The organism is Streptomyces sp. NPDC002838 (assembly GCF_040295365.1).
Taxonomy (GTDB): Bacteria; Actinomycetota; Actinomycetes; order Streptomycetales; family Streptomycetaceae; genus Streptomyces.
In genome coordinates, this window is sequence record NZ_JBEOVF010000029.1 from 1 (window position 1) to 23,186 (window position 23,186).

Sequence of the window (23,186 nt, forward strand, 5' to 3'; positions counted from 1 at the left end):
GCGGAAGAAGGCGTAGACCCGGCTCCAGGCGGGGAAGTCCGCGGGCATCGCCCGCCAGGAGATCCCGCCCGCGACCAGGTAGCGGATCGCGTCCAACAGCTGCCGGTGGCAGTAGCCCTCGGGCCGTCCACCCCGCCCCTGAAGCCAGGCCGGCACCGGCAGCAACGGCCGGACGGCCGCCCACTCCGCGTCCGTCATGTCCGACGGATACCGGCGCACCCGGTCCGGATGGTCGGCCGCGTTGCCGTACACGTGCGCGAGGCAATCGCACGACACGGCGGGCGAGTTGAAGCGGGCGGGCTCGGGCGCGTACAACAAAGACAACAGGGCCTCCGGGAACCGCTCGGAATGGGATCGCACCCCCGAGCTACCAGGAGGCTCTGCCTTCATGCGCGTACCGCCGGAAGATCACCGTCCAGGAACTCCGTTCGATCCGCACGTTCCAAGATCGGTTGAGATACGGCTTCATAGAGAACTGGCCAAGCAGGCCGAGCCGGCCGACGACAAACCCGAGGCCGAGCAGTTCAAGACCTGCGAGGAACAGGCCGCTGTTCTCCCGTTGTTTGTTGACCTTCCGTCACGTGCGCCGGTCTAGTTTCCTCGGCACTGTCCTCGGTAGGGAGATATGAACGTGGCTTTACGAAGACCTGCGGGCTCACGCAGATGGCTGGGCCGTTGGCTGTCGCGCCGCCGTGGCCGTCCCTCGTGGATGGCGACCGTGGCCGTGGTCGTGGCCACCGCGCTGATCTGCGGCACAGGGGTGTCCGCCGAGGCGGCGGTGAAGCAGCCGCCGTCCGTCCCGGCCGCTGCCGCCCAGGCCGCCGCGACCCCGGCGAATCTGCCGGGCACCCGCGCCCTGGGCGTTTCCGAGAGCGCGGCCGGGGACGTGATCCTCAGCTTCGACATGGGGACCAGTCTTGACCAGGCCATCCTGCGGCAACTGATCGCCGAGACCGATGCACGCAACCCCCGCCTCAGCGACACGATCAAACAGGACATCGAAACCCACGACTTGAACGTCCCGCACAACTGGTCGGAAGGCTGGGTCGACTTCGACGCCACGATCACCGCGACGCCCACGGGGATCGACGTCACCCTCCCGGAGGCGGAGGTGCGGACTGAGAGCACGTGGTGGCAGAAGGTCGTCGCGGCGGCGGCGGGTCTCGCGGCCACTATGGTCTCGCGGTCCCTGTGTCTCGGCTTCAACCCTGCGCTGGCGGTGGTCTGTGCGTCGATCGGCGCGTTCGTCGGTGCCTTCACCACCCGCGTCATCCTGCAGCACTTCGACGGCACCCTCGCGGACGGGAAGGAGTGGGCCACAACCCTCCTCATCGCCCTTTCCGCTGCCGTCATGGCGGCCGCCTGGGAGGCGTACGTGGGCCCGTGGTCGAAGAAGGATCTGCCCGTCCTGATCGAGCGGATCGGCAACGCGGTGGTGGCACTGGCACGGTCGTTGAAGGGGTGGCTGGGCAGCGTGGCAAACAAGGTGGCCGAGGCCGGCGCCACCCTGGTGCGTTTCGCCGACGCCGTCCGCCAGAAGGCCTTGGAGTACGTTCCGGAGTGGGGAACCGACCTCCCCGACCAGCTGCGGGTCATGGTCGTGGGCGATTCGATGACCCAGGGCGACGAGGGCGACTGGACCTGGCGTTACCGCCTGTGGGAATGGTTCAGGAGCGAGGGTGTCACCGTCGACTTCGTCGGGCCGTACACCGGTACCAAGAACCCCGCAGAAGCGAAGGCGCCGGCCCCACCGGCCCTGCAGGGTGCTCCCGACGCGGAGAAGACCGAGCCCGGCACCTCGGGCGGGTACGCCGCCGGGGCGCAGCCCTTCGACAGTGACCACTTCGCGGTGTGGGGCCGCCAGGCGGCCCAGGACAAGAACCTGATCCGTGAGCAGGTGGCGCTCCACAAGCCCGATCTGCTGCTGGTCGGGCTCGGGTTCAACGACATGGGCTGGTTCATCAGTGGTGCCGAAGGCACCCTGGCCAGCATGAAGACGCTGGTCGACGAGGCCCGCGCCGCCAAGCCCGACGTCAGGTTCGCCCTGGCCAACGTTCCGCAGCGCACCTTCATCGGGGGGCGTGAGGACCTGCCCGTCAAGACCGACACCTACAACCGGATGCTGGCGGACGCGATCCCCGCCTGGAGCACCCGCACCTCCCCCGTGGCGCTGGTCGACTGGCGCGGCAACTACAGCTGCGAGCTCGACAGTTGCCCGGCCGCCTACGACGGTCTGCACCCCAACGCCCTCGGCGAGTACCAGATCGCCCAGGCCTTCGAGCGCACCCTCCACACCGCCTACGGCATCGGATCCGGCGTCGGCACCGTCCCCGCGTCGCTCCCGGCCCGGCCGACCCCTGTACCGGCCGGCGTCTCCGCCGAGGCCGTCCCGTCCGGCATCAAGGTGAGCTGGGACCGCGTCTACGGCGCTCACGGCTACACCGTCCGCGCCCGGGTCAAGGGCGCCACGGACTGGATGGAGCACGACGTGTCGGCGAACCGTTACGACACCACGTGGACGCTGGGCGGCTGGCTGTGGGAGTACCAGGTCCGCACCGACAACGGTGACCAGACCTCCGACTGGTCCCCCGTGGTCGGTGCGATCTCCGACCCGCAGACCGCCCCGGCGCCGACCGACATCGTCACCCGGGCCACCGCCACGGGCATCGACGTCTCGTGGACGCCGCCGACCGGCGACTTCACCGGGACGATCGACCGCTACGAGGTCGTCACCTGGGACAAGGACGTTCCCGGCGCGTTCATTCAGAAGGTGGGGATCAGGGGCAACTCGGCGCACATCGACGGGCTGACGCCCGGCCACCGCTACATGGTCGCGGTGGCGACCTGGAACGCCGCCGGCGGCGGCTTCCCCGACGTCGCCCGCCCGGTCACCATCGGCGCCGGAACACCCGCGGCACCGACCAACCTGAAGGTCACGTCCACCGACGCCACCACCGTCGAGCTGACCTGGGACGGTTCGAGCCAGGCGGCCGGTTACCGGGTCTGGATGCGCAACATCAACGACGGGAGCGAGCTCAAGGCGGACCCGGACCAGGCCATCGAAGGCACCAGCCACTACGTCGCCTTCCTGTTCCCCGGCACATGGAACTACGAGTTCTGCGTCACAGCCCTCAACGGGTCAGCGGAATCAGGCCGTTCCAACTGCGTGGTCGCACCGCGCCCGCCCGGCTGGGAAGAACCTCCGCCCCCGGGAGAACCGGGTGAGCCTCCGCCCCCGGGGGAACCGGGTGAACCCGGTGAACCGGGTGAGCCCCCGCCACCGGGGGATCCGGAGGAGCCTCCTGCCCCGAGCGAGATCTCGATGATCGGGTAGCCCCGAACCGGATGGGGGGACTGTGCCCAGCTGCGATCCCGCAGTCCCCCCAGCAGGCTTCTGACCTGCTGCTTCATACCGGTGGGCGCGGACGGTTTCGAACCGCCGACATCCTGCTTGTAAGAGCGGGTGTCGCAGGTTTGACTCCTGTCGGGGGCACGACGTCGAGCAGGGCAAAGGCCCCGGACTCCCAGGCCAGCTTCCGTTCTAGTGGTCGTCGCAACACCCCACTTCAGGGGATGCGATGGAGTTCGAGATCCGGGAGATCCGGACGGCTCAGGGGCGGAAGAAGCTACTGCGTGAGCGGGAGACATACTTCCTGCTCATGCAGCAGGGCCTGAGCAACAACCAGGCGTGCCGGATCGTCGGCATCAACGCCAAGACGGGCCGCCGGTGGCGTAACGGCCGCCGCGCCGACCGCAAGCAGAAGGCGGCATGCCCGGTTCGGCCGGGCGGTGCCGCCTTCTGGCACGTCCAGGTACCTGCGCGAGGATGAACGGATTTACATCGCCGACCGGTTCCGGGAGAAGGCCACGGTCCGTGCGATAGGGGAACTGAACAGGAGCCCATCGACCATCAGCCGGGAGATCCGCCGTAACCGGCACCCCACCAACGGCCAGTACCGGCCCTTCGCCGCCCAGGCCCGCGCCGATGCCCGTCGACCGCGGCCGAAGGCCGGGAAGATCAAGCAGGTCCCCGGACTGCGCGCCTTCATCCAGGACCGCCTGGACCTACGGTGGAGCCCTGAGCAGATCTGCCAGGCCCTGCGCGCCCAGTTTCCCGACCGGCCGGAGATGCACGTGGTCCACGAGACCGTCTACCAGGCCCTCTACGTCCAGGGCCGGGGTGAACTGCGCCGCGACCTCGCCAAGGCACTGCGTACCGGCCGCGTCCGGCGCAAGCCCCGCCGCCAGGCCCAGCAGCGCCAGCCCCGCTTCCGCGACCCGATGGTCATGATCAGCGAACGGCCCGCAGAGGCCGCCGACCGCGCCGTTCCAGGTCATTGGGAGGGCGACCTGATCATCGGCAAGGACGGAGCCTCCGCGATCGGCACGCTCGTCGAACGCGCCACCCGCTACGTGATGCTCCTGCACCTGCCCAACGGCCGGGGCACCGAACTGGTCCGCGACGCCCTGGTGGAGACCGTCCAGCACCTGCCAACCCACCTGAAGCGGTCCCTGACCTGGGACCAGGGCAGCGAAATGGGCCGCCACCGCGAGTTCACGATCGCCACGGACATCCCGGTCTACTTCTGCGACCCGGCCAGCCCATGGCAGCGCGGCTCGAACGAGAACACGGCGGATTCTAGGGATCGTCGCAACACTCTGAGTGTTGCGACGATCTTAGAAGCCGTTGCCATATCGATCATGGAGTCTGTCGATCGAACGGGAGTCTCGATCGGGTGATCGCGGCTCCTGCCCAGCATGAGAGCAGGGCCTGGCGGTATGCGGGGAAAATCCAGGGGAGCGGACGGCCGCGCGCTGTTACGGTCGGGCGCCATGAGCTGGCTTCCCGATGACTTCGTCCACCCCGTCCTGGTACCGCTGCCGGGCGGTGGTCATCACCTGCGGCCGATCCGGGAGGCGGACACCCCGCTCGACTATCCGGCTGTGATGGGTTCGCGTGAGCGGCTGTGGACCATCTTCGGCCCGGCCTGGGGCTGGCCCGCGGCCACCATGACCTACGAGGCCGACCAGGCCGACCTGTTGCGGCACGAGAAGGAGATCGCCGCACACCAGTCCTTCAACTACGCGCTGTTCGACGCGGCGGAGACAGCTCTGCTCGGCTGTGTCTACATCGACCCACCGGAGAGGGCCGGCGCGGACGGCGAGATCTCCTGGTGGGTGGTGGACGAGCTGGTGGGCAGCAAGGTCGAGCAGGCCCTCGATGCGCTGGTGCCGCAGTGGATCGCTGCCGACTGGCCGTTCGAGCAGCCGCGCTTCCTCGGCCGCGAGATCTCCTGGTCGGACTGGCTCGCCCTGCCGGAGCATCCCGACACGTAAGTGGTTGTTGCACGTACGATCTCGAAGGCTGTCGATCGAACGGGAGTCTCGATTGGGTGAGTTGAAGCCGCTGATCTTGCAGGTGATGACGCCGTGCTCGGGCCGACTCTGGGACTGCCGGGCCTTAAGGATCTCCGTCTCCGCGTAGAGGGTGTCGCCGACGAAGACAGGGTGTTCGAGCCGGAGTTCATCCAGTCCGAGGTTGGCGGTGGTGAGACCGCTGGTACTGCGGATGCTCGCGCCCAGGACAATCCCAAGCGTGACCATGCCGCAGACCAGGACCCGGTCCCGTCCGAGCTTCCCGCAGAAGCGGACATCGGAGTGGATCGGCGCTGGGTTGCCGGTCAAGGCCAGCGTCATGACATGGTCGGTCTCGGTCACCGTCCGTCCGGGCCGGTGCTCGATGACCTGGCCGACGACGAAGTCGTCGAGACCGGCTCCGACGTTCTCCCGCACCCTGTGGTCATCGATCCGCCGGTAGCCCCGCGGGACTGCGCTGCTCATGGGAAGACTCCTTCAGCTACAGGGAAAATCAGTGGGATGCGGTGTCCGCCCGGGCGGCGAGGTCCCGCGCAGCGGCGACGAAGGGCGGGCCGACCATCTGGCTGCCGACGGTCGTGACGGCCGTCTGGGCCTCCTGGTCGGCGGCAACGATGGCGTGTGCCGCGGCGATCTCGTCCTCGGACGGGGTGAACACGCTGGTGATGACGGGAAGGTGCGCGGGGTGGACGGCGCCCTTGCCCAGGAAGCCGAGTTCCTTGGCGCGCTCGGTCTCCCGCTTCAGCCCGTCGAGGTCGTGCAGGTCGAAGTACGGGCTGTCGATCGCCGGGATGCCAGCCGCGCCGGCGCTGTTGGCCACGGCAGACCGCGCATACAACAGTGCCTCCCAGCCGAGTCCGCAGCCGACGAGGGCGGCGTAGTCCGCCGCCCCGAACAGCAGGCCGCCGAGGCGGGCGGCGCGCAGGATCGAGGGCAGTTGCCCGACGCCTCGCGGGGTCTCGATCAGTGCGTAGATCTCGGGGGTGTTGCCGCCGGTGTCCAGCACACCCGCAACCATCTCGATGTCGCGTGCCGTCTCCGTCTTGGGGACGAGCACGAGGGGCGGCCGGGCCGGATAGTCGGCGATGGCCGCGAGGTCGCGTACTCCCTCGGCGGTCAGCGGTGAGTTCAGGCGCAGACCCAGCATCGGGGCGGTTGCTGGAGCCGTCTCGGGGAGGAAGAAATGCTGTGCTGCCCTCCTGGCCGCGGCCTTGTGCGCCGGGGCGACGGAGTCTTCGAGGTCCACCAGGGCGACGTCGGCGCCGGAGGCCCGGGCCTTGCCGAACCGGTCGGCAGCCAGTGCCGGCGTGATGAGCCAGGACCTGACCGGCCGCTTCGCACGCCGGCTCATCGCCGCTCACCAGCCCGCAGCGTGGTCTCGACCAACAGCCAAGGGCTTCGACGGTGGCGGTCTTCTTCAGCACGTCGTCGCTGAGCTGCACGCCCAGCCGCTCGGACAGGAGCTCGGCGAGCTCCGCGAGCGCGAGCGAGTCGAGCCCGGCGTCCTCCAGGCTGGCGTCCGGGCGCAGTTCCGCCTGGTCCATGTGCAGGTCGTCGACGAGAATGCGTTCGAGTTCGCTGATCACGGGCGCTCCCTTGGGGTGTCGTAAAGCGGGTTGTGGTCGGCCGGCTTGAGGTCGGGCCAGATCAGCGTGGTGGCGCCCCACGTCAGGCCGGCTCCGAACGCGGTCAGGACGGCGCGGTGCCCCGGCTGGAGGGCTCCTTGCGCTGACGCCTGGGCCAGGGCCAGCGGGATGGACGCGGCGCTGGTGTTGCCGATGTGCTCGATGTTCTGGACCTGCCGGTCCGGGCCGATGCCGAGCCGTCGGCCGACTGCGGAGGTGATGCGGGCGTTGGCCTGGTGCGGGACGAGCCGGTCGACGTCCTCTATGCGCCAGCCTGCTCGCTGCACGGCGTGGGTGGATGCGCAGCACATCCGGTCGACCGCGTGCCGGAAGAGTTCCGGGCCCTGCATCCGCATGTGGCCGCCGTGCGGGACCACAAGGAGATCGCCGTGTGTGCCGTCGCTGCCGAGCACGACCGGCCCGAGGGCCCCTGCTTCCGTTGCAGATCCGCGGCGCAGCACCACGGCGCCGGCTCCGTCCGCGAACAGAGGCCGAGTGGTTCGGTCGCCGGGGGCAGGGAGAACAGACATACGGTCCGCGCCGATGACCAGGACGGCGTCCGCGGTGTGGGAGGCGATGAGGCCGGCCGCGGCGGCCAGTGCGTACAGGAACCCGGTGCACACGGCGGCGACGTCGAAGGCGGCGATGCCCGCGAGGCCGAGGCGGGCAGCGACGGCCGGTGCGGTGGCGGGCATCTGGTGGTCCGGCGTGGTGGTGGCGAGTACGAGGGCCTGCACCGGGTGCGGGCCGAAGGACGCCAGTGCCTGCGTGGCTGCGTCCGTGGCCAGGTCCTCGGTGGACACCCCGGCATCGGCGATGCGCCGGTGGGTGATGCCGGTGCGTGTGCGGATCCACTCGTCGCTCGTGTCCAGCACCGTGCACAGTTCGGCGTTCGACTCGGCCCGAGGGGGAAGAGTCGCTCCGAGGCCGCATAAGACGGCGGCGCGGCCAGCCTGGGGACTGGTCATGCCCTCTCCTTGAGCGTCCGGGCGACTTCGAGGATCAGGTCCTCCTGGCCGGCGACGACCCGGCGCTCGCCGAGCGCGAAGAACAGGTCCACCGGGTCCACTTGCTCGCGTTCGGCGATCTCCATGCCTTTTCCGAACGCCGTACTGTCCGGATCGCGGGTGACCTGCGATGACGTATGACGTACATGTACGTGACGCGGTGAACCACCAAAGCATCGCACTGCGAGCGGATTTGGAGCGTGCGCAGCCCACGCTCGGCGCGTTCTCGGTGGCCGGCTATCCAGATCTGCGTAGTGGTGTCGAGACGTTCGTCGCCTTCGCGCAGAGCGGCGCGACGGTGCTGGAGGTGGGCGCCCCGGCCGTGGAGCCGTGGCGCGACGGCCCCGTTATTGCCGCAGCGCATCGCCGCGCGCTTCGTGGTGGCGATGGTGTGAGTACCACGCTGGAGACGGTGCGGCAGGTATCCACCCTGTCGGACAGACCCGTAATCACGATGATGTATTGGGCGACGGTTCTGGCTTATGGGGCGAAGCGGATGGCTCAGGAACTCGCTTCGGTGGGGGCTGCCGGATGCCTCGTTCCGGACGTGCCGCCCGCATACGCGCCAGCCTGGGCGAGGGCAGCTGTTGAGGCCGGAATCATCGCACCCCTCTTGGCCAGTCGTGGCGTTTCGCTCGGCGAGCTGGGCGCCATGTGCCGGTCCGCGACAGGCTTTATCTACGCTCCTGCGGCGGCAGGGCAGCGGACGGGCTACTCGGCTGGGGTTGATCTTGAGAGTCTGGCCACGTTCGTCGGAGTGGCTCGGCGCGTCGCGCTGACGACTCCGGTCCTCACCGGCATCGGCATCTCCATCCCTGAGCTGGCCGCATCTGCCGTCCGGCGGTGCGGTGTCGCCGGGGTGGTGATCGGCTCACCGCTGGTGCGTGCGCTCACCAACGGAGGGCTTGATCGAGCGATCCCGGTCGTGGAGCGGTTCGCTACCTCGATGAATCAGGCCTGGGTGGGGTAACCCGTGGGCGAGCTACAGCAGGCAGTTGGAAGACCGGAACTGTCGCAAGCATGATCTTCGAGTTGTCTCGGCAGAGTCAGCGCCGTGACCAGGAGAAGAGGGTGTTGTTAGTGGGGGCGGCCGGGACGTCGGGCCTGGGTTAGTCCTCCTCCGTCTCCGTCCTCGTCGTGATCAAGTCCGGGCGCGGCCGGGCCGCGCAGCGGTCGCAGAGTCGCGCCGGGCTCTCGGCTCGTCGGCGGGCGTGAGCCCCAGGGCTCGGATCACCGTAAGGGGAACGACGCCCGGCCAGCCCAGCAACCGCATGCCCGCGATGTCGCCAGGGACTCCGGTGTTGCGGACCTGTAGGCCGGCGATCGTGGTCTCCCGCCACTGCTGACCGTCGCACGTCATGCCTCATCATGGCCCGGCCTGCACAGAGCACTGCATGGACGCTCCGGGCCCACCAACAGCCACGGCGTGGTGAGTGGCCGGGCCCCTGGTCTGGCAGCCCGGCCCTTCCGCGCGGAACACCGCCTCCGCACTGGGATGGGGCAGGAGTACGGCGACCGGCGTTGGACGCCGTCGGCGCAGCTGGTAGCCCACCCGGCGCCCGGACGGCGGGGTGACCTCAACACGGCATGGCTCCCCCACCGGCCCACGAGCGGATGCCAGGCTGAGCCCGTCATGCCGCTGTGGAATGGGAGCCCGCTTTGTCCGTCGCGTTCCGCATCAGGTGCTGCCTATGCCGCAACAACATCTCGCTCGCCGGGGACGTCATCGCCCTCGATGGAGAATGGCAGCGGCGCTACCCCGACATGCACGGCACGCTCGCCTGCGAACGGTGCGTCGTCACCTACGGCTGGAAGAGCTGCACCACGACCACGGGCGCTTTCGTCGACGGGCACATCGCCGCACCCGAGGACGTCGTGGACGTCGACTTCTTCGGCCACTTGCTGGAGCGCGGCACCCACCGGGCCCTGGTGATCCGCCATCCCCATTCCGGTCTGCTCCAGGGAGCGGAGTCGTACCTGCGCTGGCTCGCCGACCGCAAGGACACCCTGCCCGACGTCGCCGCGACGCTGCGCGAGGCCTTGCAGGAGTGGGACAGCGCGCGGCGCGGCTGCGTCACAGCCGAGCTGGCCGCCAGCTGAGCGGAGCCCTCCTCGCTTCCGGTCGGCGCCAGCGCGGATGATCAAAGCACGCGTCGGCTGCTTGGAGGAGGCCGAGCATCCTCGATGAGATCAAGGGGTACCGGCCCCCACACGACGGTGCAAGTGCTGCCAGAGTCGACACTGCGTGAAGTGATCGGCCTGCTGGTGCGGCTGATCGAGTCTGCCGGTGCACTGATCATCTTCCTCGGTGCCATCTGGGCATTCGTCCAGTTCCTGCGGTCAGGCGGCGCAGCCAGGGCGAATGAATAAGGGCCGCCTCATTCCTGCGTGAGGAAGTGTTCCATCAGCCGGGCCGCCGTGATCGCTCCCACCGTCCGCGTTTCCTGGCCGTCGCTCTCGACCACCACCACCAGCGGCGTGTGCGTACGGACCATCAACGCGGCCACCTGCGCGACACCCGTATCGGGCCCCACAACGGTCGGCAGGGTGCGGTGTCGGGGCAGCCACTGCGCGACGGTGAGTCCCTCCAGCTTCTCCCCAAGCCGCTCCAACTCGGTGTCGTGCAGGGCGAGGGTCGGCGCGGAATCCTCCAGAGCGTAGTCCGGGACGACGACGCGCAGCAGCTGCGATCCCGGCACGATCGCGTAGGGCCGCTGATCCGCATCGAGGACCAGCAGAGCCGGGAGTCGCCGTTCCACGAACAAGCGGGCCGCCGTCACCGCATCGTCGTCAGCCGAGACCGCCGGATACGGCTCGGCCAGGTCATGTGCTCGCATGCGCGGTCTCCTCTTCTCGGCCGGCCGAAGGGAGCAGAGCTGCGAACACGGCGGTACGGACAACAACTGCCGCATCACCAGGAGCTCACCCGGTCGGCGCCAACGCAGAGATCTTCGGCCGTTATCATGGATGCGTTCCCGATGAGGGGACTGCCCTCAGTGGGCGTGCCTGATTACAGGGGTATGGTCGGCCAGTCGAGCAACCGGGCGCCGATGACCGCAGTCTGCAGGGTATAGGGGTGGCTCGGGTCGATGGGGCCGGTGCCGGCCAGGGCGTCGCCGCCACTCAGTGGCGTCACAGCGGTCCCTGGCGAGAGCCCGAGGGTGGGCTCAGTCGCCGGACGTCTGCCCCCGGCGCGGCACCTTGGGCGACATCGCGGCCGCAGCCTCCGCCTTGGCGTCGCTCACCGCGGCGGCGGCCTGCTTCGCGGCCTCGTCAGCAGCCGCCCCGGCGTCGAGCGAAACCGCCGAGCCTGCATCGAGCTCTGGAACCCGGCTTTCGTGGGACGTGTCGTCGGCTGCTTTCTCGGGTTGCTTGGCTGCGGGGGGACCCGCCGTCGACTGGTCACCGAAGGCACTGGTGACGGTCCGAACTGCCTCGGTCAGCTCTCCCGGGATCACCCAGAACGTGTTGCTGTCGCTGCTCGCCAGGTGTGGGAGCGTCTCCAGGTACTTGTAGGCAAGGACCTTCGGATCGGCATTGTTGCGATGGACGGCCTGGAAGACACGCTCCACCGCCTTCGCCTCGCCGTCCGCCCGCAGGATCATGGCCTGTTGCGTGCCCTGTGCCTCCAGGATGTCCTTCTGCTTCGTGCCCTCCGCGGTAAGGATCTTGGCTTGCCGCTCCCCTTCGGCGTGCAGGATGGCCGCGCGCTTGTCACGCTCGGCCCGCATCTGCTTCTCCATCGCTTCCTTGATGGTGTGCGGTGGATCGATGGCCTTTATCTCGACGCGGTTGACCCGGATGCCCCACTTGCCGGTGGCATCGTCGAGGACGGCGCGGAGCCGGGAGTTGATCTCCTCACGCGAGGTGAGCGTCTCCTCCAGGTCCATGCTGCCGATGACGTTGCGCAGCGTGGTCACGGTGAGCTGATCGATCGCCTGGAGGTAGTCGGCGACCTCGTAGGCCGCCGCCCGCGGGTCCGTGATCTGGTAGTAGAGCACGGTGTCGATGTTCACCACGAGGTTGTCCTCGGTGATCACCGGCCGGGGATCGGAGGAGTAGACCTGCTCGCGCACGTCGAGTTTGGTGTTGACGCGGTCCGCCACCGGCAGCACCAGGTTCAGACCGGGTTGCAGCGTCCGGCGATATCGGCCGAACCGCTCGATGTTGTAGCGGCGCGCCTGCGGGACGATCCGCACGGTGGAGGCCACGAGGAAGACGACGATGATGGCCGCCACAAGAATGGGGATGACGACGGGGTCCACAGTGCCTCCGTTGCTGTGTTCAGCCGTTCAGGGAAGGAGTTCGCGGGGGTAGACGATGGCCGTGGCGCCTTCGATCTCCATGACTTCCACCAGCGCTCCCACCGGGATCACATGGCTCTCGTCGAGGGCGCGGGCGGACCACTCCTCGCCGGAGAGTTTGATCAGGCCGTGGGTTGCGGTGACCTCCTGCTTGACCTCGGCCCGTTTGCCGATCAGCGCATCACTGCCCTCGCGGGTGAGGGGTTGCTGTGCCATATGCCGCAGCGCGACAGGACGGACGAGGAAGAGACCCGCTGCCGCTGCTACCCCGAAGGCGACGAGCTGGCCGAGAACGCCGATGCCCACACCGGCGACCACGGCGGCCACCAGCGCGGCGCCCGCCAGCAACCCGAAGACCAGTGTCAGGGTGAAGAACTCAGCGGCACCGAGCACCCCGGCGGTGAGCAGCCATACGAACCACGGCATCAGATCGCCCTCCTTACAGAGGCCTTCTCCACGAAGCTACCTTCGGTAACGCCGGGCAACCGACACGGGAGCCGCGGTCTTGATCGTTGAAGCGTTTGCCCTGACCGGCGGGGTTACATGCGGGCCAGGCTGCGTCATGGCTCCTCCTCCCGCGGGACCGACGGATAGGGTCCATGCCACTCCACCGTCACACGCGGCCTTGCGGCATCGCCATCGGGGCCAACACCCATTTCCGCTGGTACCCGACACCCACTGCCGGCTGGCACCTGGGCGCTGACGATGAGTCCCTCCAGCTCACGCAGCCGCTGCAGGTACATATCGGCAGCAAAGGCGCGTTGATCGTGGTAGCTGTTCGAGTGTCCGTTCAGTGCTGTGCGTGCAAGGAGTTACTCGGTCCGCGCCGACGTGGCGGGCTCGGACTCGGGGGCGCCGTGTTCGCCGAGCCAGCGGGCTAGTTTGCCGCGCCGGCCGACGGCCCGCAGCCGACGCTCCGTGGCTTCCCGGGTGTGGGGGGTGGTGATGAGTAGGAGCTCGTCGCTTGCACGCAGGACGGTGTCGCGGTCGGGGACGAGGGTGGTGCCGTCGCGGACGATCAGGGTGACGACGGTCGGGGGCGGCAGCCGCAGTTCGAAGACGGCCACGCCGTGCAGCCGTGAGCCCGGTGGGATGGTGACAGTGAGCAGGTCGGCGTCCAGTACGTCGAGGGGGGCGGTCTCGACCTGGACATCGCGTAGCGCCCCGGGGCGGGTCAAGCGCAGGCGTCCGGCGACGGCGGGCAGGGTGGGGCCCTGGATGAGGGTGAACAGGACCACGAGGACGAACACGATGTTGAGTACGTCGCGGGCGCCGGCGACCCCGGCGACGATGGGGAAGGTGGCGAGCACGATGGGGACCGCGCCGCGCAGGCCGGCCCAGGAGATGAACGCCTGCTCACGCCAGGGGATACGGAACGGCAGCAGGCAGGCCAGAACGGAGACGGGGCGGGCGGCCAGCAGCAGGACCAGGCCGACGATGAGGGCCGGCAAGATCGCGGAGGGCAGTTCGCTGGGATTGACGAGCAGGCCGAGCATGACGAACAGGCCGATCTGCGCCAGCCAGCCGGCGCCCTCGGCGAATGAACGGGTGGCGGCGCGGTGGGGCAGTTTGGCGTTGCCCAGCACCAGTCCCGACAGGTAGGCGGCGATGATGCCGCTGGCGTTCACCGCTCCGGCGGCGGCGAAGGCGACGATGCCGAAACCGACCGTGGCCAGCGGGTACAGGCCGGTGGCAGGCAGCGCGATGTGCCGCAGCGCCGCGGCGCCCAGGCGGCCGATCAGCACACCGAGCATGCCGCCGACCGTGAGTTGGTAGAGCAGGTTGCCCAGGAGGGGAGCGGGCCCGGGCAGGTCGGTGGTGGCGGTGGAGAAGACCAGGACCAGGATGATGGTCGGGGCGTCGTTGAAGCCGGACTCGGCCTCCAGCAGCCCGGTCACCTTCTGCGGCAGCGGCAGCGCGCGCAGGACGGCGAAGACGGCGGCGGCGTCGGTGGAGGAGACGATCGCACCGAGCAGCAGGGCCAGGTGCCACTCGATGCCCAGGAGCCAGTGCGCGCCGGCGGCGGTCACCACGACGGAGACGGCCACGCCTGCCGTGGCGAGCACCCCGGCCGGGGCCAGGAGGCGTCGGACGTCGCTCCACTGGGTGGTCAGGCCGCCTTCGACGAGGATGACGGCCAGGGCTGCGGTGCCCATGGCCTGGGCGAGCTGGGCGTCGTCGAACTCCAGGCCGAGCCCGTCCTCGCCGGCGATGACGCCGACCGCGAGGAACAGCAGCAGGCTGGGCAGGCCGATGCGGTGAGCCGCGCGGGCGGCGGCGATGCTGGCCAGCAGTACGGCGCCGCCGATCAGCAGCGTCAGGTACAGCTCGGACAGGGTCATCGACGGGTCCTCGTGCCAGCCGCAGCCGCTGGACGGTCGCCGAGGTCAGGACCAGGGCGGAGAGGTGCGGTGTCTGCGCGCGTCACGCTCGGGGTCGAACAGCTCTGCGGCCATACCGGCCAGGACCAGGCCGGTGGCGATGAGCAGCCCGTGGGCCAGGGCGAGGCCAGTGGCCAGCACGGCCATGGCGACGGAGAGGAGCAGCCAGGCCCTTGCGTGCCGGTACTCACGCGGCGGGCAGGGGCGGCAGGCCCCAAGAGCGCGGGCGAACCGGGGATCCTCGCGGTCGAGGAGGGCCTCGATCTCAGTGAGCCGCCTGTCATCGGGTCCGGGCATGATGCCCACCTCCGGGCACGGGGCTGCGGGCAGGCGTCGCGGTCGACGGTGCGAGCCATCTGCTCTCCTTGGGAGGTCGGGGCATCACGATCACACCAGGAGGGGGAGTGCAGCCGTACATACGCGGCCGACACGGCGATGGTGAGGGCGGTGACGATCAGGCCGTAGACGGTGAGGTGCCGGAACGAGACCTGGCAGCGGAGCGATCGGCGACACGGAGGGCGACGATTCCGGTCGGCGGAGGCGCCGACCCTTGTGGGGTTGCCAGCCGGAACCGCGCCGAGTGTGCGAGCGCCCGCCGCGGGACGCACGCGGGCTCTGGTCTTCCCTTCCGGGTGAGCCGACCACCGCCGATCGGGCAGCCGGTGGCGCCGAAGGGCCCACTGTGACGGTTGCCGTCGACCATGCCGTAACGCTCACGGCCATTCCTCCCCCACGCCCGGCCTGCCTGTTCCGGCCGTGCTGACGCCCGCCATACGGCGCACCCATCCAGCCGCCGTGCGACGCAACCGCAGCACCAGCAGGGCCGGACCGGAAACCGACTCGGTGTGACCTGTTGGCTGTGGCGCTGCGTACATCGGTGCCGGGCTCCTCTCGTGATCCGAACGACCTGCGGCTTTTCCCGCCCAGCCAAGAGGAGGGCTGTCGAAAGCTGGGCTCGCGTCTGCCGACGCCGCAAGCGGTCGCCTCCGCACGACGGTCAGTGGGCCGACAGCGGGGATTGGCTCCACCCTCACTCGCCACAGGCGGCGGCCGCCATCGGGTCCGACACCCAATTGCGCGCGGGCCAGAGCTGTAGAGGGGACGCGGAAATGGGTGCCAGACCCGATGGACGTTCGCCCTGCCCGGCGCAGACTCTGGAGCAGAGCGCCTTGGGCGCAGGCAGCCTTCAGTGACCGGCCGGCCCGCCGTCCACTGCCGGGGAGGCGATAGTGGAAGCAAGAACCAGCTTGAGGAGACGGTATCCGGTGCCGTTGTTCTGGAGGATCTTCCTGCTCAACGCCGTGGTACTGGTCGCAGCCGCTGCGCTGCTGCTGCTGGGCCCGGTCACCGTGTCGGCCCCCGTCCTGCTCACTGAGGCCGCTGTCCTCAGCGGCGGGCTGGCCGCGATGCTGATCGCCAACGCGCTCCTGCTGCGCATTGGCCTGGCTCCGCTGCAACGCCTCGCCCGCGCCATGACCAGCACCGACCTGCTGCGCCCCGGCGCCCGCCCGGCTGTCGGCGGTCACGGCGAGGTTGCCGAACTGATCACCACGTTCAACACGATGCTCGACCGGCTGGAAGCCGAACGCGCCACCAGTGCCGCCCGCGCCCTGACCGCGCAGGAAGCCGAACGCCACCGCATCGCCCAGGAACTCCACGACGAGATCGGCCAGGCGCTCACGGCCGTCCTGCTCGACCTCAAACGCGTCGCCGACCAAGCACCCGACCCGGTACGTGAGCAACTGCACCAGGTCCAGGAGACCACCCGCGCCAGCCTTGACGAGATTCGCCGCATCGCCCGCCGCCTGCGCCCCGGCGTCCTTGAGGAACTCGGACTGACCAGCTCGCTGAAATCCCTCGCGGCCGAGTTCACCAGCCCCGCCCTGTCCGTACGGCACCACATCGCGCCCGACCTGCCGCCGCTGGGCGAGAACGCCGAACTCGTCCTCTACCGCGTCGCCCAGGAAAGCCTGACCAACACGGCCCGCCACGCCGACGCCACGCGCGTCGGCCTCACCTTGGTGCGGACCCCGGACGGCGTAGAACTACGCGTGCGCGACAACGGTCGAGGCATCGAGGGGGCCACCGAAGGGGCGGGCATCCGCGGCATGCGTGAACGCGCCCTGCTCATCGGCGCCGGCCTCACCCTCGGCCCCGCCCTCGACGGAGGCACCGAGGTACGCCTGACCGTCCCCACCCCCCACCGGAGTCAGTGACCATGACCGAGGCGACGCCCACCCGCATCCTGCTGGCCGACGACCACCACCTGGTCCGCCGCGGAGTGCGACTCATCCTCGACAGCGAACCCGACCTCACCGTGGTGGCCGAAGCTGGCGACGGAGCCGAGGCCATCGAGGCCGCCCGTACCCACCATCCCGACCTGGCCGTCCTCGACATCGCCATGCCCCGCCTGACCGGCCTGCAGGCCGCCCGCGAACTCTCACGCAACCAGCCGGAGCTGCGCATCCTCATCCTGACGATGTACGACAACGAGCAGTACTTCTTCGAAGCCCTGGCCGCCGGCGCCTCCGGCTACGTCCTCAAGTCCGTCGCCGACCGCGACCTCGTCGAAGCCTGTCGCGCCACTATGCGTGACGAGCCCTTCCTCTACCCCGGCGCGGTCAACGCCCTCATCCGCAACTACCTCGACCGCGTCCGCGAAGGCCAGTCCCTGCCTGCCAGGGCCATCACCGACCGCGAGGAGGAGATCCTCAAACTCGTCGCGGAAGGCCACACCTCACAGGAGATCGCCGACATCCTCGTCATCAGCTCCAAGACCGTCGAACGCCACCGCGCCAACCTGCTGCAGAAGCTCGGCCTGAAGGACCGTTTGGAACTCACTCGCTACGCCATCCGCGTCGGACTGATCGAACCCTGACCACACGACCGAGGCGGCACCAAACGGCGTCGGCACCGCGGAGAGCAGCCCCGCGAGCGATCGTGGCGTTCGCGGATGAGACCCCGTCCCACAGACGCACCGCAGGTGATCGATATGAACCCCTCGATGGACGACCGGCACATCCTCGCGGAGATGGAGCGGCGTCTCTCGCAGGAGGATCCCGAACTGGCCGCACTGATCGATGCGTTGAACCAGCAGTTCCTCCACGAGGACGAGGACGAGGATTCCGAGGGATGGGTCGATGACAGCGGCAGGCGGTTCGACTGGCGCTGGAAGACGGGTATCGCCTGTGCGGTCATCGCGGTGCTGGGTCTCCTCCTCACGGCCATCCTCACTGCGACGCCGCCGTCTGCGGATGACAAGCAGGGACCGCCGAACAGCCGGCTCCCAGCAACCTCCGTTCATTCGCAGCGCCGGGCTGCCGGTTACGGGGAGAGCCGCAGAACAAGGCCGACTCGTCTCCCGCGACCAAGCACCGAGCTGCCAGGGGGAGGCCCCGATGCGCGCCCGTGATCTCGCGCAGTCTTATGTCACCGTCAGCCAGGACACCTCGGCCGTCGAGGCGCTGAGAGCGCTCGTCGAACACGGTTTGCCCGGGCTACTCGTGGTCGACTCCGGCGGGCAGCCGTACGCGGCGCTGCCCGCCTGCGAGGTGGGCAGGGCACTGCTGCCTGTCCAAGAGGATCCCCTTCTCGCCGAAGTGATCGACGAACCTCACGCCATTCAACTGTGCCGCGCGCTCCAGGGGCGCAAGCTCGTCGACTGCCTGCCTGCGGGCAGGCCGCTCCTGCCCACCGCCACTCCGGACTGCACTGCCCTGAAGATCGCGGAAGTGATGGGCCGCACCCGAAGTCCGCTCATCGCGGTCGTCGATCAGGGACAAGGAGGCCAAAGCCGCCTTCTCGGCGTCATCACCGCCGCGCGCCTGGTGGATCAGCTCCTCAAGGCGTGAGCGGCCGTTCGCCTCGAAGCGACCCAGGAGGCGCGCCCCGTCATCGAAAGGTCAGCCGCATGCGCCGACGCAGCCGTAGCAACCGGACTTTCCTCGGCCGTCTCCCGCTGCCCGAGCGCAGGTTCGTGGCGGACGCGCTGCGTACCGAGACGGTCGGAGGGATGCTGTTGCTCGCCGCGGCTGCCGTGGCGCTGGTGTGGGCCAACACCCCGTTGCGCGATGCATACGATTCTGTACGGGACTTCCACTTCGGTATCGAGGCCCTGGGGCTGGACCTCTCCGTGGCCCACTGGACGGCGGACGGACTGCTGGCGATCTTCTTCTTCGTCGCCGGCGCGGAACTCAAGCGCGAGCTGGTGGTCGGCGAACTGCGCCACCCGGGAACGGCGGCACTGCCGGTGATCGCGGCTGCCTGCGGCATGGCGGTACCGGCCCTGGTCTACGGTCTTGTCGCCACCAGCCTGGGCGGAACGTGGAACGGCTGGGCCGTCCCCATGGCCACCGACATCGCCTTCGCACTGGGCGTGCTCGCGGTGATCGATACCCACCTGCCGTCCGCACTGCGCGCCTTCCTGCTAACCCTCGCGGTGGTCGACGATCTCGGCGCCATCATCGTGATCGCCCTCTTCTACACCTCGACAATCAACCTCGCGGCTCTCATCGGCGCCGTCCTGGGGCTAGTGCTGTTCTTCCACCTGCACGACCGACGGCGTGTGCACGGCTGGTACTGGTACCTGCCGCTCGCCCTGGCCATCTGGGGCCTGATGTACAACAGTGGCGTCCATGCCACCGTGGCAGGAGTCGCCATGGGCCTGCTCCTGCGCGTGGCCAAGGACGGCGAACGAGGTCGACGTCCTGCCGAACAGATCGCGCACCTGGTCCGCCCGGCCTCCGCCGGAGTGGCCGTACCCCTGTTCGCGCTGTTCGCGGCTGGCGTCAGCGTCACCGGCGACACGCTGAATGATGTCGTCAGCGAACCGGAGCCGCTCGGCGTGGCCCTGGGCCTGGCCGCCGGCAAGGTACTGGGCATCTTCGGCGGCTCCTACCTCGCCGTCCGCTTCACCCATGCCCGGCTCAGCCGGGACCTCGCCTGGGCGGACGTGATCGCCGTGGCCATGCTGGCCGGCATCGGCTTCACCGTCTCACTGCTCATCGGCGAACTCGCTTACCCCGACCCCACCGACCTCGAGCACATCAAAGCCGCCGTCCTCCTCGGCTCCCTTGCCTCCGCACTCCTGGCCTGCCTGCTGCTGCGGCTGCGCAACAACAAATACCGGCGACTGTACGAGGAAGAGAACCGCGACGATAACGCCGACGGCATCCCCGACATCTACCAACACGCCGACTCAAGCCCGCCACAGAACGCCCCCCGGAACACTCAGCAGCCAGACCACCCTGGTCACGACGACAGCGGAGGACCGCCTGCCCCGATCACCAGGAGAGGACGATGAACAACTCAGTACGGATGGGACGTGTCCTCGGGGTGCCGCTGCGCCTCCACTGGACCGTGCCCCTACTTCTGCTGCTCTTCGGATACAGCCTGGCCAGTCAGACACTCCCGGCCGCCATTCCGGACCAGCCCAGCTCTATCTACACGGTCGCCGGCCTGGCTGGCGCCCTGCTGCTCCTCGCGAGTCTGCTGGCCCATGAGGCCGCCCACGCGATCACAGCCCGAAACAAGGGCATCCGGGTCCAGAGCATCACCCTGTGGGCCCTGGGCGGGATGACGGAAATGGGCAGGCCGCGGGCGGCCGGAGCGGCCTTTCTGGTAGCCGTGATGGGGCCGCTCACCAGCCTTGTCATCGGTGCTGCCGCAGTGGGGGCAGGCATCGGGCTGAACACGTTGCCCGGCTGGGAAATGCCCGCGGCCGTCCTGCTCTGGCTCGGATGGGTCAACCTCGTCGTCGGCGTGTTCAATCTGCTGCCGGCCGCACCGCTCGACGGAGGACGGGTGGTGCAGGCGCTGATGTGGTGGCGTACCGGAGACCGGGACCGCGCCGAGCGCGCGGCCGGACGCAGCGGGCAGATTCTGGGCATCGTTCTGATCGGCGTCGGATGGATCGCCGTCCTGCGCGGCACCCTCAGTGGGCTATGGCTGGCGCTCATCGGCTTCTTCGTCATGATCGTCGCGACCGCGGAGCGCCAGCACGCGACACTCGCTCCCGCCCTGCGCGGAGTCCGGGCGGCCGACGCCATGTCGAGTCCCGTCGAGACGTGCCACGACTGGCTGACCGTGCAGCGGTGCATCGACGACGTGGCCGTGCGAACCTCTCACTCCAAGGTGATCCTGATCGACTTCCAAGGACATCCCAGCGGCCTGCTCCACCTCCCGCGGCTCGCGAAAGTCCCCGCCCCGCAGCGGGAGACCCTGCGTGTACGGGATGTAGCGATCCCCTGGGCGCGGTGCACCACCTGCGCACCGGACGACCCGCTGGAAAACGTGCTCGAAAAGCTCTCACCGGCCAGTGGCATGCCCATTGTCGTCACCGACGGGCAACAACTAGTGGGCATCATCACCGAACACGACATCTCCCGGCTCGTCCAGCGCCGCACACTCCGCGGGGAGAACCAGTGACCATCCCACACGGCTTTCACCGGCCGCGGACGCGGCATCCCGCAGCGATCACGGCGACCCAGCGGTAGGAGCCATGCCGCTCCCGCTGCTCACCCAGATGCGGGCCGTCCGGGTCGGCGAGCCGGACGGCGTTGGGCCGGCGCAGCCCTCGCCGCGGGCGGGCCACGGCCTTGGCGGCGATCCCCACCGCCCGCGCCAGCGTGCGTGAACACGTCGGGAAGTTGACCGGCGCAGCGGCGTTGGACTCCGCAGTTTGGTAACCGTGGACCTGGACGCGTGTGGGTGATCGCACATCCCGAGAAAGCAGGACGACGTGGCAGCGACCTGGAAGAAGAGCATCGGCCACCATCCGCTGATGGGGTTCGTCGACCACGGGTATAACCGGACCTGGCGAGCGGGTGGCCGGTCTGCTGCGCCCGTGAACGCGGGCATCAACACTGCTGACCATATCGACGCCCTCCTACTGGCAACTGGCCCAACGGCCCAAGCCCCACTGGGGGCGGACGCCGAACCCTGATCCGCACCGACTTCGGCGGCGGCACTCACGAGTTCGCGCTCTGCGCATCAGGGTTGCTGCCGGGACGGTCCCCAGCGGGGCAGGGCGCCACGCTTCGCGTACACCTACATGCCACACCAGGGCAGAAATGGGGTCTGCCACCGATGTCCACCCCCACCCCTGATCGGTCAGGGTGAAAGCCAGCGGGAAGCATCGGCTGCCCGGCCCGCTTCCGAACGTGCGTGAGGAAAGGATCACGCCGATGGCACTGAACACCGCCGGTGTGGGGTCGCCTGAGGAACGCACCGGCGTGCACCAGGCACGGCGGCGCCTGGAGCTTGAGCGCGAGGTTCGCCTAGCCCAGTTGGATGCGCTCAACGAGGCCGAGCCCACGGCCGATGGTGTGTTGGCCAGCCAGAAGAACACTGTTCGACGCGCGCTTATCGGCATCGACAAAGCCTTGGCCCGGCTGAACGACGGCGTCTACGGCACGTGCCGGAACTGCGCCCAGCCCTTCCACGCAGCACAGCTGGAGATCCGGCCTTTGACGCGATACTGCGTCACCTGCCAACAGCGCACCGGCTGACGCGCTTTGCCTTTGCTTGCTGCCAAGGGAGATGCGAGCCGTTACGGGGAAGTCCAGGACTGCGCCTTCCAGTGGCCCACCACCGGAGGAACCTTCGACTACCAGCATTTGCACTGGCTGGCCGGTCTCACCGAGCGAGCGACGCATGCCTTGCGCACTCCCGACCTGGACGGCACCGACCATGACAGCCACAACGAACAGGCGGCATGGTCCGCTGCCGAGGTCCGGCAGCAGACGGACGGGCGGGCGGGGCCAGATCGATCGGGGTTCCGCCTCCCGTCAGGGCCCTTTGCGGTCGCGCCGGTCAAGCGGACCACCTGAAGGAGGGGCCGCGCACCGCAGAACGGGACGGTTCCGCAGCGTACTGGTGGAGATCGAAATGCCGGACGGTTTGTTGGTGTCCACCTCGGGAGATCGTGGAGGACCTCCGGTCCTCGCCTACGTGACGCTCTCGGGTGCGAGGGCGGCGTCGGCCAGCGCTGCATCATGATGTCCGCGCGCAACGCTGCCATGGCACCTGGTCTGTGTGTGCCTGGTGGCACCGGCGCGAGGTCGCGCCGTCCAGTGGGGTGCGGCTGCGCCGCAGGGCGAACTCTGTGAGAGTCGACGCGGAGGAGTGATAGCCACCGCGCATGCATGGCTATTCGTGGACGAGGGAGGGTGACAGAAGTCGTGGCTGGTCCGATCAGACGCATGGCGGCTGCGGTCACCTCCCCGCTGCGGGCGTTCCTGCACGCGGAGAGCGCGGGCTGGATCGTCCCGGACCAACGAGTCCCCGAGATTTCCACCCCCATCAGCCTCGCCGTGATCGCCCTCGTGCTCACGGTCGTCACCGTGGCAAGCCTGATAAAAACCAGGCGCGACCCGACCGCCAAAGCCCACCCAGGCTCACTGCGCGCACACCACCCCAAACCCGCGGGCTCCGACCAGGAAGCCAGTCACTCCTGAAACTGCGCAGAGACGCAGGTCGGCCGGGCTCGGAGCG

General features: G+C 69.0%; 22 protein-coding genes and 5 pseudogenes. 15 read left to right on the forward strand and 12 right to left on the reverse strand.

Going from position 1 to position 23,186, the window contains the following annotated elements:
* The coding region (locus tag ABT063_RS30930; RefSeq protein WP_351063042.1) for a transposase at window positions 1–252 on the reverse strand (252 nt) is incomplete at its 3' end.
* 136 nt (window positions 253–388) lie between these two features.
* On the opposite strand from ABT063_RS30930, the gene ABT063_RS30935 reads away from it, so the two are divergent.
* From ABT063_RS30935 to ABT063_RS30955, 4 genes and pseudogenes are all read left to right on the forward strand, one after another.
* Window positions 389–595 carry a hypothetical protein gene (locus ABT063_RS30935; protein WP_351062857.1) on the forward strand — a complete coding sequence of 69 codons (207 nt, stop codon included), beginning with the start codon at window positions 389–391 and terminating at the stop codon, window positions 593–595.
* Between the two features lie 123 nt (window positions 596–718).
* Window positions 719–3,334: a fibronectin type III domain-containing protein gene (locus ABT063_RS30940; protein WP_351062858.1), complete on the forward strand. Its 2,616-nt coding sequence runs from the start codon at window positions 719–721 to the stop codon at window positions 3,332–3,334.
* A gap of 244 nt (window positions 3,335–3,578) precedes the next feature.
* Window positions 3,579–4,632, forward strand: a pseudogene (locus ABT063_RS30950) (IS30 family transposase); the annotation flags it as partial.
* A gap of 201 nt (window positions 4,633–4,833) precedes the next feature.
* Window positions 4,834–5,337, forward strand: a complete 504-nt coding sequence (locus tag ABT063_RS30955; RefSeq protein ID WP_073492597.1) for a GNAT family N-acetyltransferase — start codon at window positions 4,834–4,836, stop codon at window positions 5,335–5,337.
* A 57-nt stretch (window positions 5,338–5,394) separates the two neighbouring features.
* On the opposite strand, the pseudogene ABT063_RS30960 reads toward ABT063_RS30955, so the two are convergent.
* The 5 genes and pseudogenes from ABT063_RS30960 to ABT063_RS30980 form a co-directional block, all read right to left on the reverse strand.
* Window positions 5,395–5,841, reverse strand: a pseudogene (locus ABT063_RS30960) (MaoC family dehydratase); the annotation flags it as partial.
* Window positions 5,842–5,869: 28 nt separating this feature from the next.
* On the reverse strand, window positions 5,870–6,727 hold the full coding sequence (locus tag ABT063_RS30965) for an HpcH/HpaI aldolase/citrate lyase family protein (protein ID WP_351062861.1): 858 nt from the start codon (window positions 6,725–6,727) through the stop codon (window positions 5,870–5,872).
* A 100-nt stretch (window positions 6,728–6,827) separates the two neighbouring features.
* Window positions 6,828–6,920 (reverse strand): annotated as a pseudogene (locus ABT063_RS30970) (phosphopantetheine-binding protein); the annotation flags it as partial.
* 38 nt (window positions 6,921–6,958) lie between these two features.
* Window positions 6,959–7,969: a beta-ketoacyl-ACP synthase III gene (locus tag ABT063_RS30975; RefSeq protein WP_351062862.1), complete on the reverse strand. Its 1,011-nt coding sequence runs from the start codon at window positions 7,967–7,969 to the stop codon at window positions 6,959–6,961.
* The gene (locus ABT063_RS30980) at window positions 7,966–8,094 is read right to left on the reverse strand and encodes a 4-hydroxy-2-oxovalerate aldolase family protein (RefSeq protein ID WP_351062864.1); all 129 of its coding nucleotides are present in this window, start codon (window positions 8,092–8,094) and stop codon (window positions 7,966–7,968) included. The genes ABT063_RS30975 and ABT063_RS30980 overlap by 4 nt, the downstream gene beginning before the upstream one ends.
* Before the next feature lie 44 nt (window positions 8,095–8,138).
* Between ABT063_RS30980 and trpA the strand changes: the two genes are divergently transcribed.
* Together trpA and ABT063_RS30990 are read left to right on the forward strand one after the other, a co-directional pair.
* Window positions 8,139–8,978 carry a tryptophan synthase subunit alpha gene (trpA, locus tag ABT063_RS30985; RefSeq protein ID WP_351062866.1) on the forward strand — a complete coding sequence of 280 codons (840 nt, stop codon included), beginning with the start codon at window positions 8,139–8,141 and terminating at the stop codon, window positions 8,976–8,978.
* Between the two features lie 689 nt (window positions 8,979–9,667).
* A complete protein-coding gene (locus ABT063_RS30990; protein WP_351062868.1) occupies window positions 9,668–10,108 on the forward strand; it encodes a hypothetical protein in 441 nt (146 codons plus the stop codon).
* A 278-nt stretch (window positions 10,109–10,386) separates the two neighbouring features.
* Here ABT063_RS30990 and ABT063_RS30995 read toward each other — a convergent pair whose 3' ends face one another.
* From ABT063_RS30995 to ABT063_RS31020, 6 genes and pseudogenes are all read right to left on the reverse strand, one after another.
* Complete coding sequence (locus tag ABT063_RS30995) at window positions 10,387–10,845, reverse strand: CBS domain-containing protein (RefSeq protein WP_351062870.1); 459 nt, start codon at window positions 10,843–10,845, stop codon at window positions 10,387–10,389.
* A gap of 173 nt (window positions 10,846–11,018) precedes the next feature.
* Window positions 11,019–11,111: pseudogene (locus tag ABT063_RS31000) on the reverse strand (PucR family transcriptional regulator); the annotation flags it as partial.
* 64 nt (window positions 11,112–11,175) lie between these two features.
* Entirely contained in the window at window positions 11,176–12,273 is a 1,098-nt protein-coding gene (locus tag ABT063_RS31005; RefSeq protein WP_351062871.1) for an SPFH domain-containing protein, read from the reverse strand.
* Window positions 12,274–12,300: 27 nt separating this feature from the next.
* The gene (locus ABT063_RS31010) at window positions 12,301–12,738 is read right to left on the reverse strand and encodes an NfeD family protein (protein WP_351062873.1); all 438 of its coding nucleotides are present in this window, start codon (window positions 12,736–12,738) and stop codon (window positions 12,301–12,303) included.
* Between the two features lie 386 nt (window positions 12,739–13,124).
* A complete protein-coding gene (locus tag ABT063_RS31015; RefSeq protein ID WP_351062875.1) occupies window positions 13,125–14,654 on the reverse strand; it encodes a potassium/proton antiporter in 1,530 nt (509 codons plus the stop codon).
* Between the two features lie 45 nt (window positions 14,655–14,699).
* Entirely contained in the window at window positions 14,700–14,990 is a 291-nt protein-coding gene (locus ABT063_RS31020; protein WP_351062876.1) for a DUF3040 domain-containing protein, read from the reverse strand.
* 968 nt (window positions 14,991–15,958) lie between these two features.
* Between ABT063_RS31020 and ABT063_RS31025 the strand changes: the two genes are divergently transcribed.
* From ABT063_RS31025 to ABT063_RS31065, 9 genes and pseudogenes are all read left to right on the forward strand, one after another.
* A complete protein-coding gene (locus ABT063_RS31025; RefSeq protein WP_351062878.1) occupies window positions 15,959–16,909 on the forward strand; it encodes a HAMP domain-containing sensor histidine kinase in 951 nt (316 codons plus the stop codon).
* A 2-nt stretch (window positions 16,910–16,911) separates the two neighbouring features.
* Window positions 16,912–17,571, forward strand: coding sequence for a response regulator (locus tag ABT063_RS31030; protein ID WP_351062880.1), 660 nt, complete (start codon window positions 16,912–16,914; stop codon window positions 17,569–17,571).
* A 126-nt stretch (window positions 17,572–17,697) separates the two neighbouring features.
* Complete coding sequence (locus ABT063_RS31035; protein ID WP_351062881.1) at window positions 17,698–18,105, forward strand: hypothetical protein; 408 nt, start codon at window positions 17,698–17,700, stop codon at window positions 18,103–18,105.
* Window positions 18,092–18,544: a CBS domain-containing protein gene (locus ABT063_RS31040; protein ID WP_351062883.1), complete on the forward strand. Its 453-nt coding sequence runs from the start codon at window positions 18,092–18,094 to the stop codon at window positions 18,542–18,544. The genes ABT063_RS31035 and ABT063_RS31040 overlap by 14 nt, the downstream gene beginning before the upstream one ends.
* Before the next feature lie 59 nt (window positions 18,545–18,603).
* Window positions 18,604–19,995 carry a Na+/H+ antiporter NhaA gene (nhaA, locus tag ABT063_RS31045; protein ID WP_351062884.1) on the forward strand — a complete coding sequence of 464 codons (1,392 nt, stop codon included), beginning with the start codon at window positions 18,604–18,606 and terminating at the stop codon, window positions 19,993–19,995.
* Window positions 19,992–21,119: a site-2 protease family protein gene (locus ABT063_RS31050; protein WP_351062885.1), complete on the forward strand. Its 1,128-nt coding sequence runs from the start codon at window positions 19,992–19,994 to the stop codon at window positions 21,117–21,119. Before nhaA ends, ABT063_RS31050 begins: the two co-directional genes overlap by 4 nt.
* A gap of 144 nt (window positions 21,120–21,263) precedes the next feature.
* Window positions 21,264–21,671 (forward strand): annotated as a pseudogene (locus ABT063_RS52360) (IS1380 family transposase); the annotation flags it as partial.
* A 206-nt stretch (window positions 21,672–21,877) separates the two neighbouring features.
* Window positions 21,878–22,201, forward strand: coding sequence for a TraR/DksA family transcriptional regulator (locus ABT063_RS31060; RefSeq protein WP_351062889.1), 324 nt, complete (start codon window positions 21,878–21,880; stop codon window positions 22,199–22,201).
* Between the two features lie 693 nt (window positions 22,202–22,894).
* A complete protein-coding gene (locus ABT063_RS31065) occupies window positions 22,895–23,149 on the forward strand; it encodes a hypothetical protein (RefSeq protein WP_351062890.1) in 255 nt (84 codons plus the stop codon).
* Window positions 23,150–23,186: the final 37 nt, after the last annotated feature.

What these genes read in the sequence shown, in the direction of transcription:
- ABT063_RS31020 (WP_351062876.1), bottom strand. Translation starts at nt 14,990, where the DNA reads ATGCCCGGACCCGATGACAGGCGGCTCACTGAGATCGAGGCCCTCCTC.
- ABT063_RS31035 (WP_351062881.1), top strand. Translation starts at nt 17,698, where the DNA reads ATGGACGACCGGCACATCCTCGCGGAGATGGAGCGGCGTCTCTCGCAG.
- ABT063_RS30965 (WP_351062861.1), bottom strand. Translation starts at nt 6,727, where the DNA reads ATGAGCCGGCGTGCGAAGCGGCCGGTCAGGTCCTGGCTCATCACGCCG.
- ABT063_RS31060 (WP_351062889.1), top strand. Translation starts at nt 21,878, where the DNA reads ATGGCACTGAACACCGCCGGTGTGGGGTCGCCTGAGGAACGCACCGGC.
- ABT063_RS31010 (WP_351062873.1), bottom strand. Translation starts at nt 12,738, where the DNA reads ATGCCGTGGTTCGTATGGCTGCTCACCGCCGGGGTGCTCGGTGCCGCT.
- ABT063_RS31065 (WP_351062890.1), top strand. Translation starts at nt 22,895, where the DNA reads ATGGCGGCTGCGGTCACCTCCCCGCTGCGGGCGTTCCTGCACGCGGAG.
- ABT063_RS31040 (WP_351062883.1), top strand. Translation starts at nt 18,092, where the DNA reads ATGCGCGCCCGTGATCTCGCGCAGTCTTATGTCACCGTCAGCCAGGAC.
- ABT063_RS31015 (WP_351062875.1), bottom strand. Translation starts at nt 14,654, where the DNA reads ATGACCCTGTCCGAGCTGTACCTGACGCTGCTGATCGGCGGCGCCGTA.
- ABT063_RS31030 (WP_351062880.1), top strand. Translation starts at nt 16,912, where the DNA reads ATGACCGAGGCGACGCCCACCCGCATCCTGCTGGCCGACGACCACCAC.
- ABT063_RS31050 (WP_351062885.1), top strand. Translation starts at nt 19,992, where the DNA reads ATGAACAACTCAGTACGGATGGGACGTGTCCTCGGGGTGCCGCTGCGC.
- nhaA (WP_351062884.1), top strand. Translation starts at nt 18,604, where the DNA reads ATGCGCCGACGCAGCCGTAGCAACCGGACTTTCCTCGGCCGTCTCCCG.
- ABT063_RS30935 (WP_351062857.1), top strand. Translation starts at nt 389, where the DNA reads ATGCGCGTACCGCCGGAAGATCACCGTCCAGGAACTCCGTTCGATCCG.
- ABT063_RS30975 (WP_351062862.1), bottom strand. Translation starts at nt 7,969, where the DNA reads ATGACCAGTCCCCAGGCTGGCCGCGCCGCCGTCTTATGCGGCCTCGGA.
- ABT063_RS30980 (WP_351062864.1), bottom strand. Translation starts at nt 8,094, where the DNA reads ATGGAGATCGCCGAACGCGAGCAAGTGGACCCGGTGGACCTGTTCTTC.
- ABT063_RS30955 (WP_073492597.1), top strand. Translation starts at nt 4,834, where the DNA reads ATGAGCTGGCTTCCCGATGACTTCGTCCACCCCGTCCTGGTACCGCTG.
- ABT063_RS30995 (WP_351062870.1), bottom strand. Translation starts at nt 10,845, where the DNA reads ATGCGAGCACATGACCTGGCCGAGCCGTATCCGGCGGTCTCGGCTGAC.
- trpA (WP_351062866.1), top strand. Translation starts at nt 8,139, where the DNA reads ATGACGTATGACGTACATGTACGTGACGCGGTGAACCACCAAAGCATC.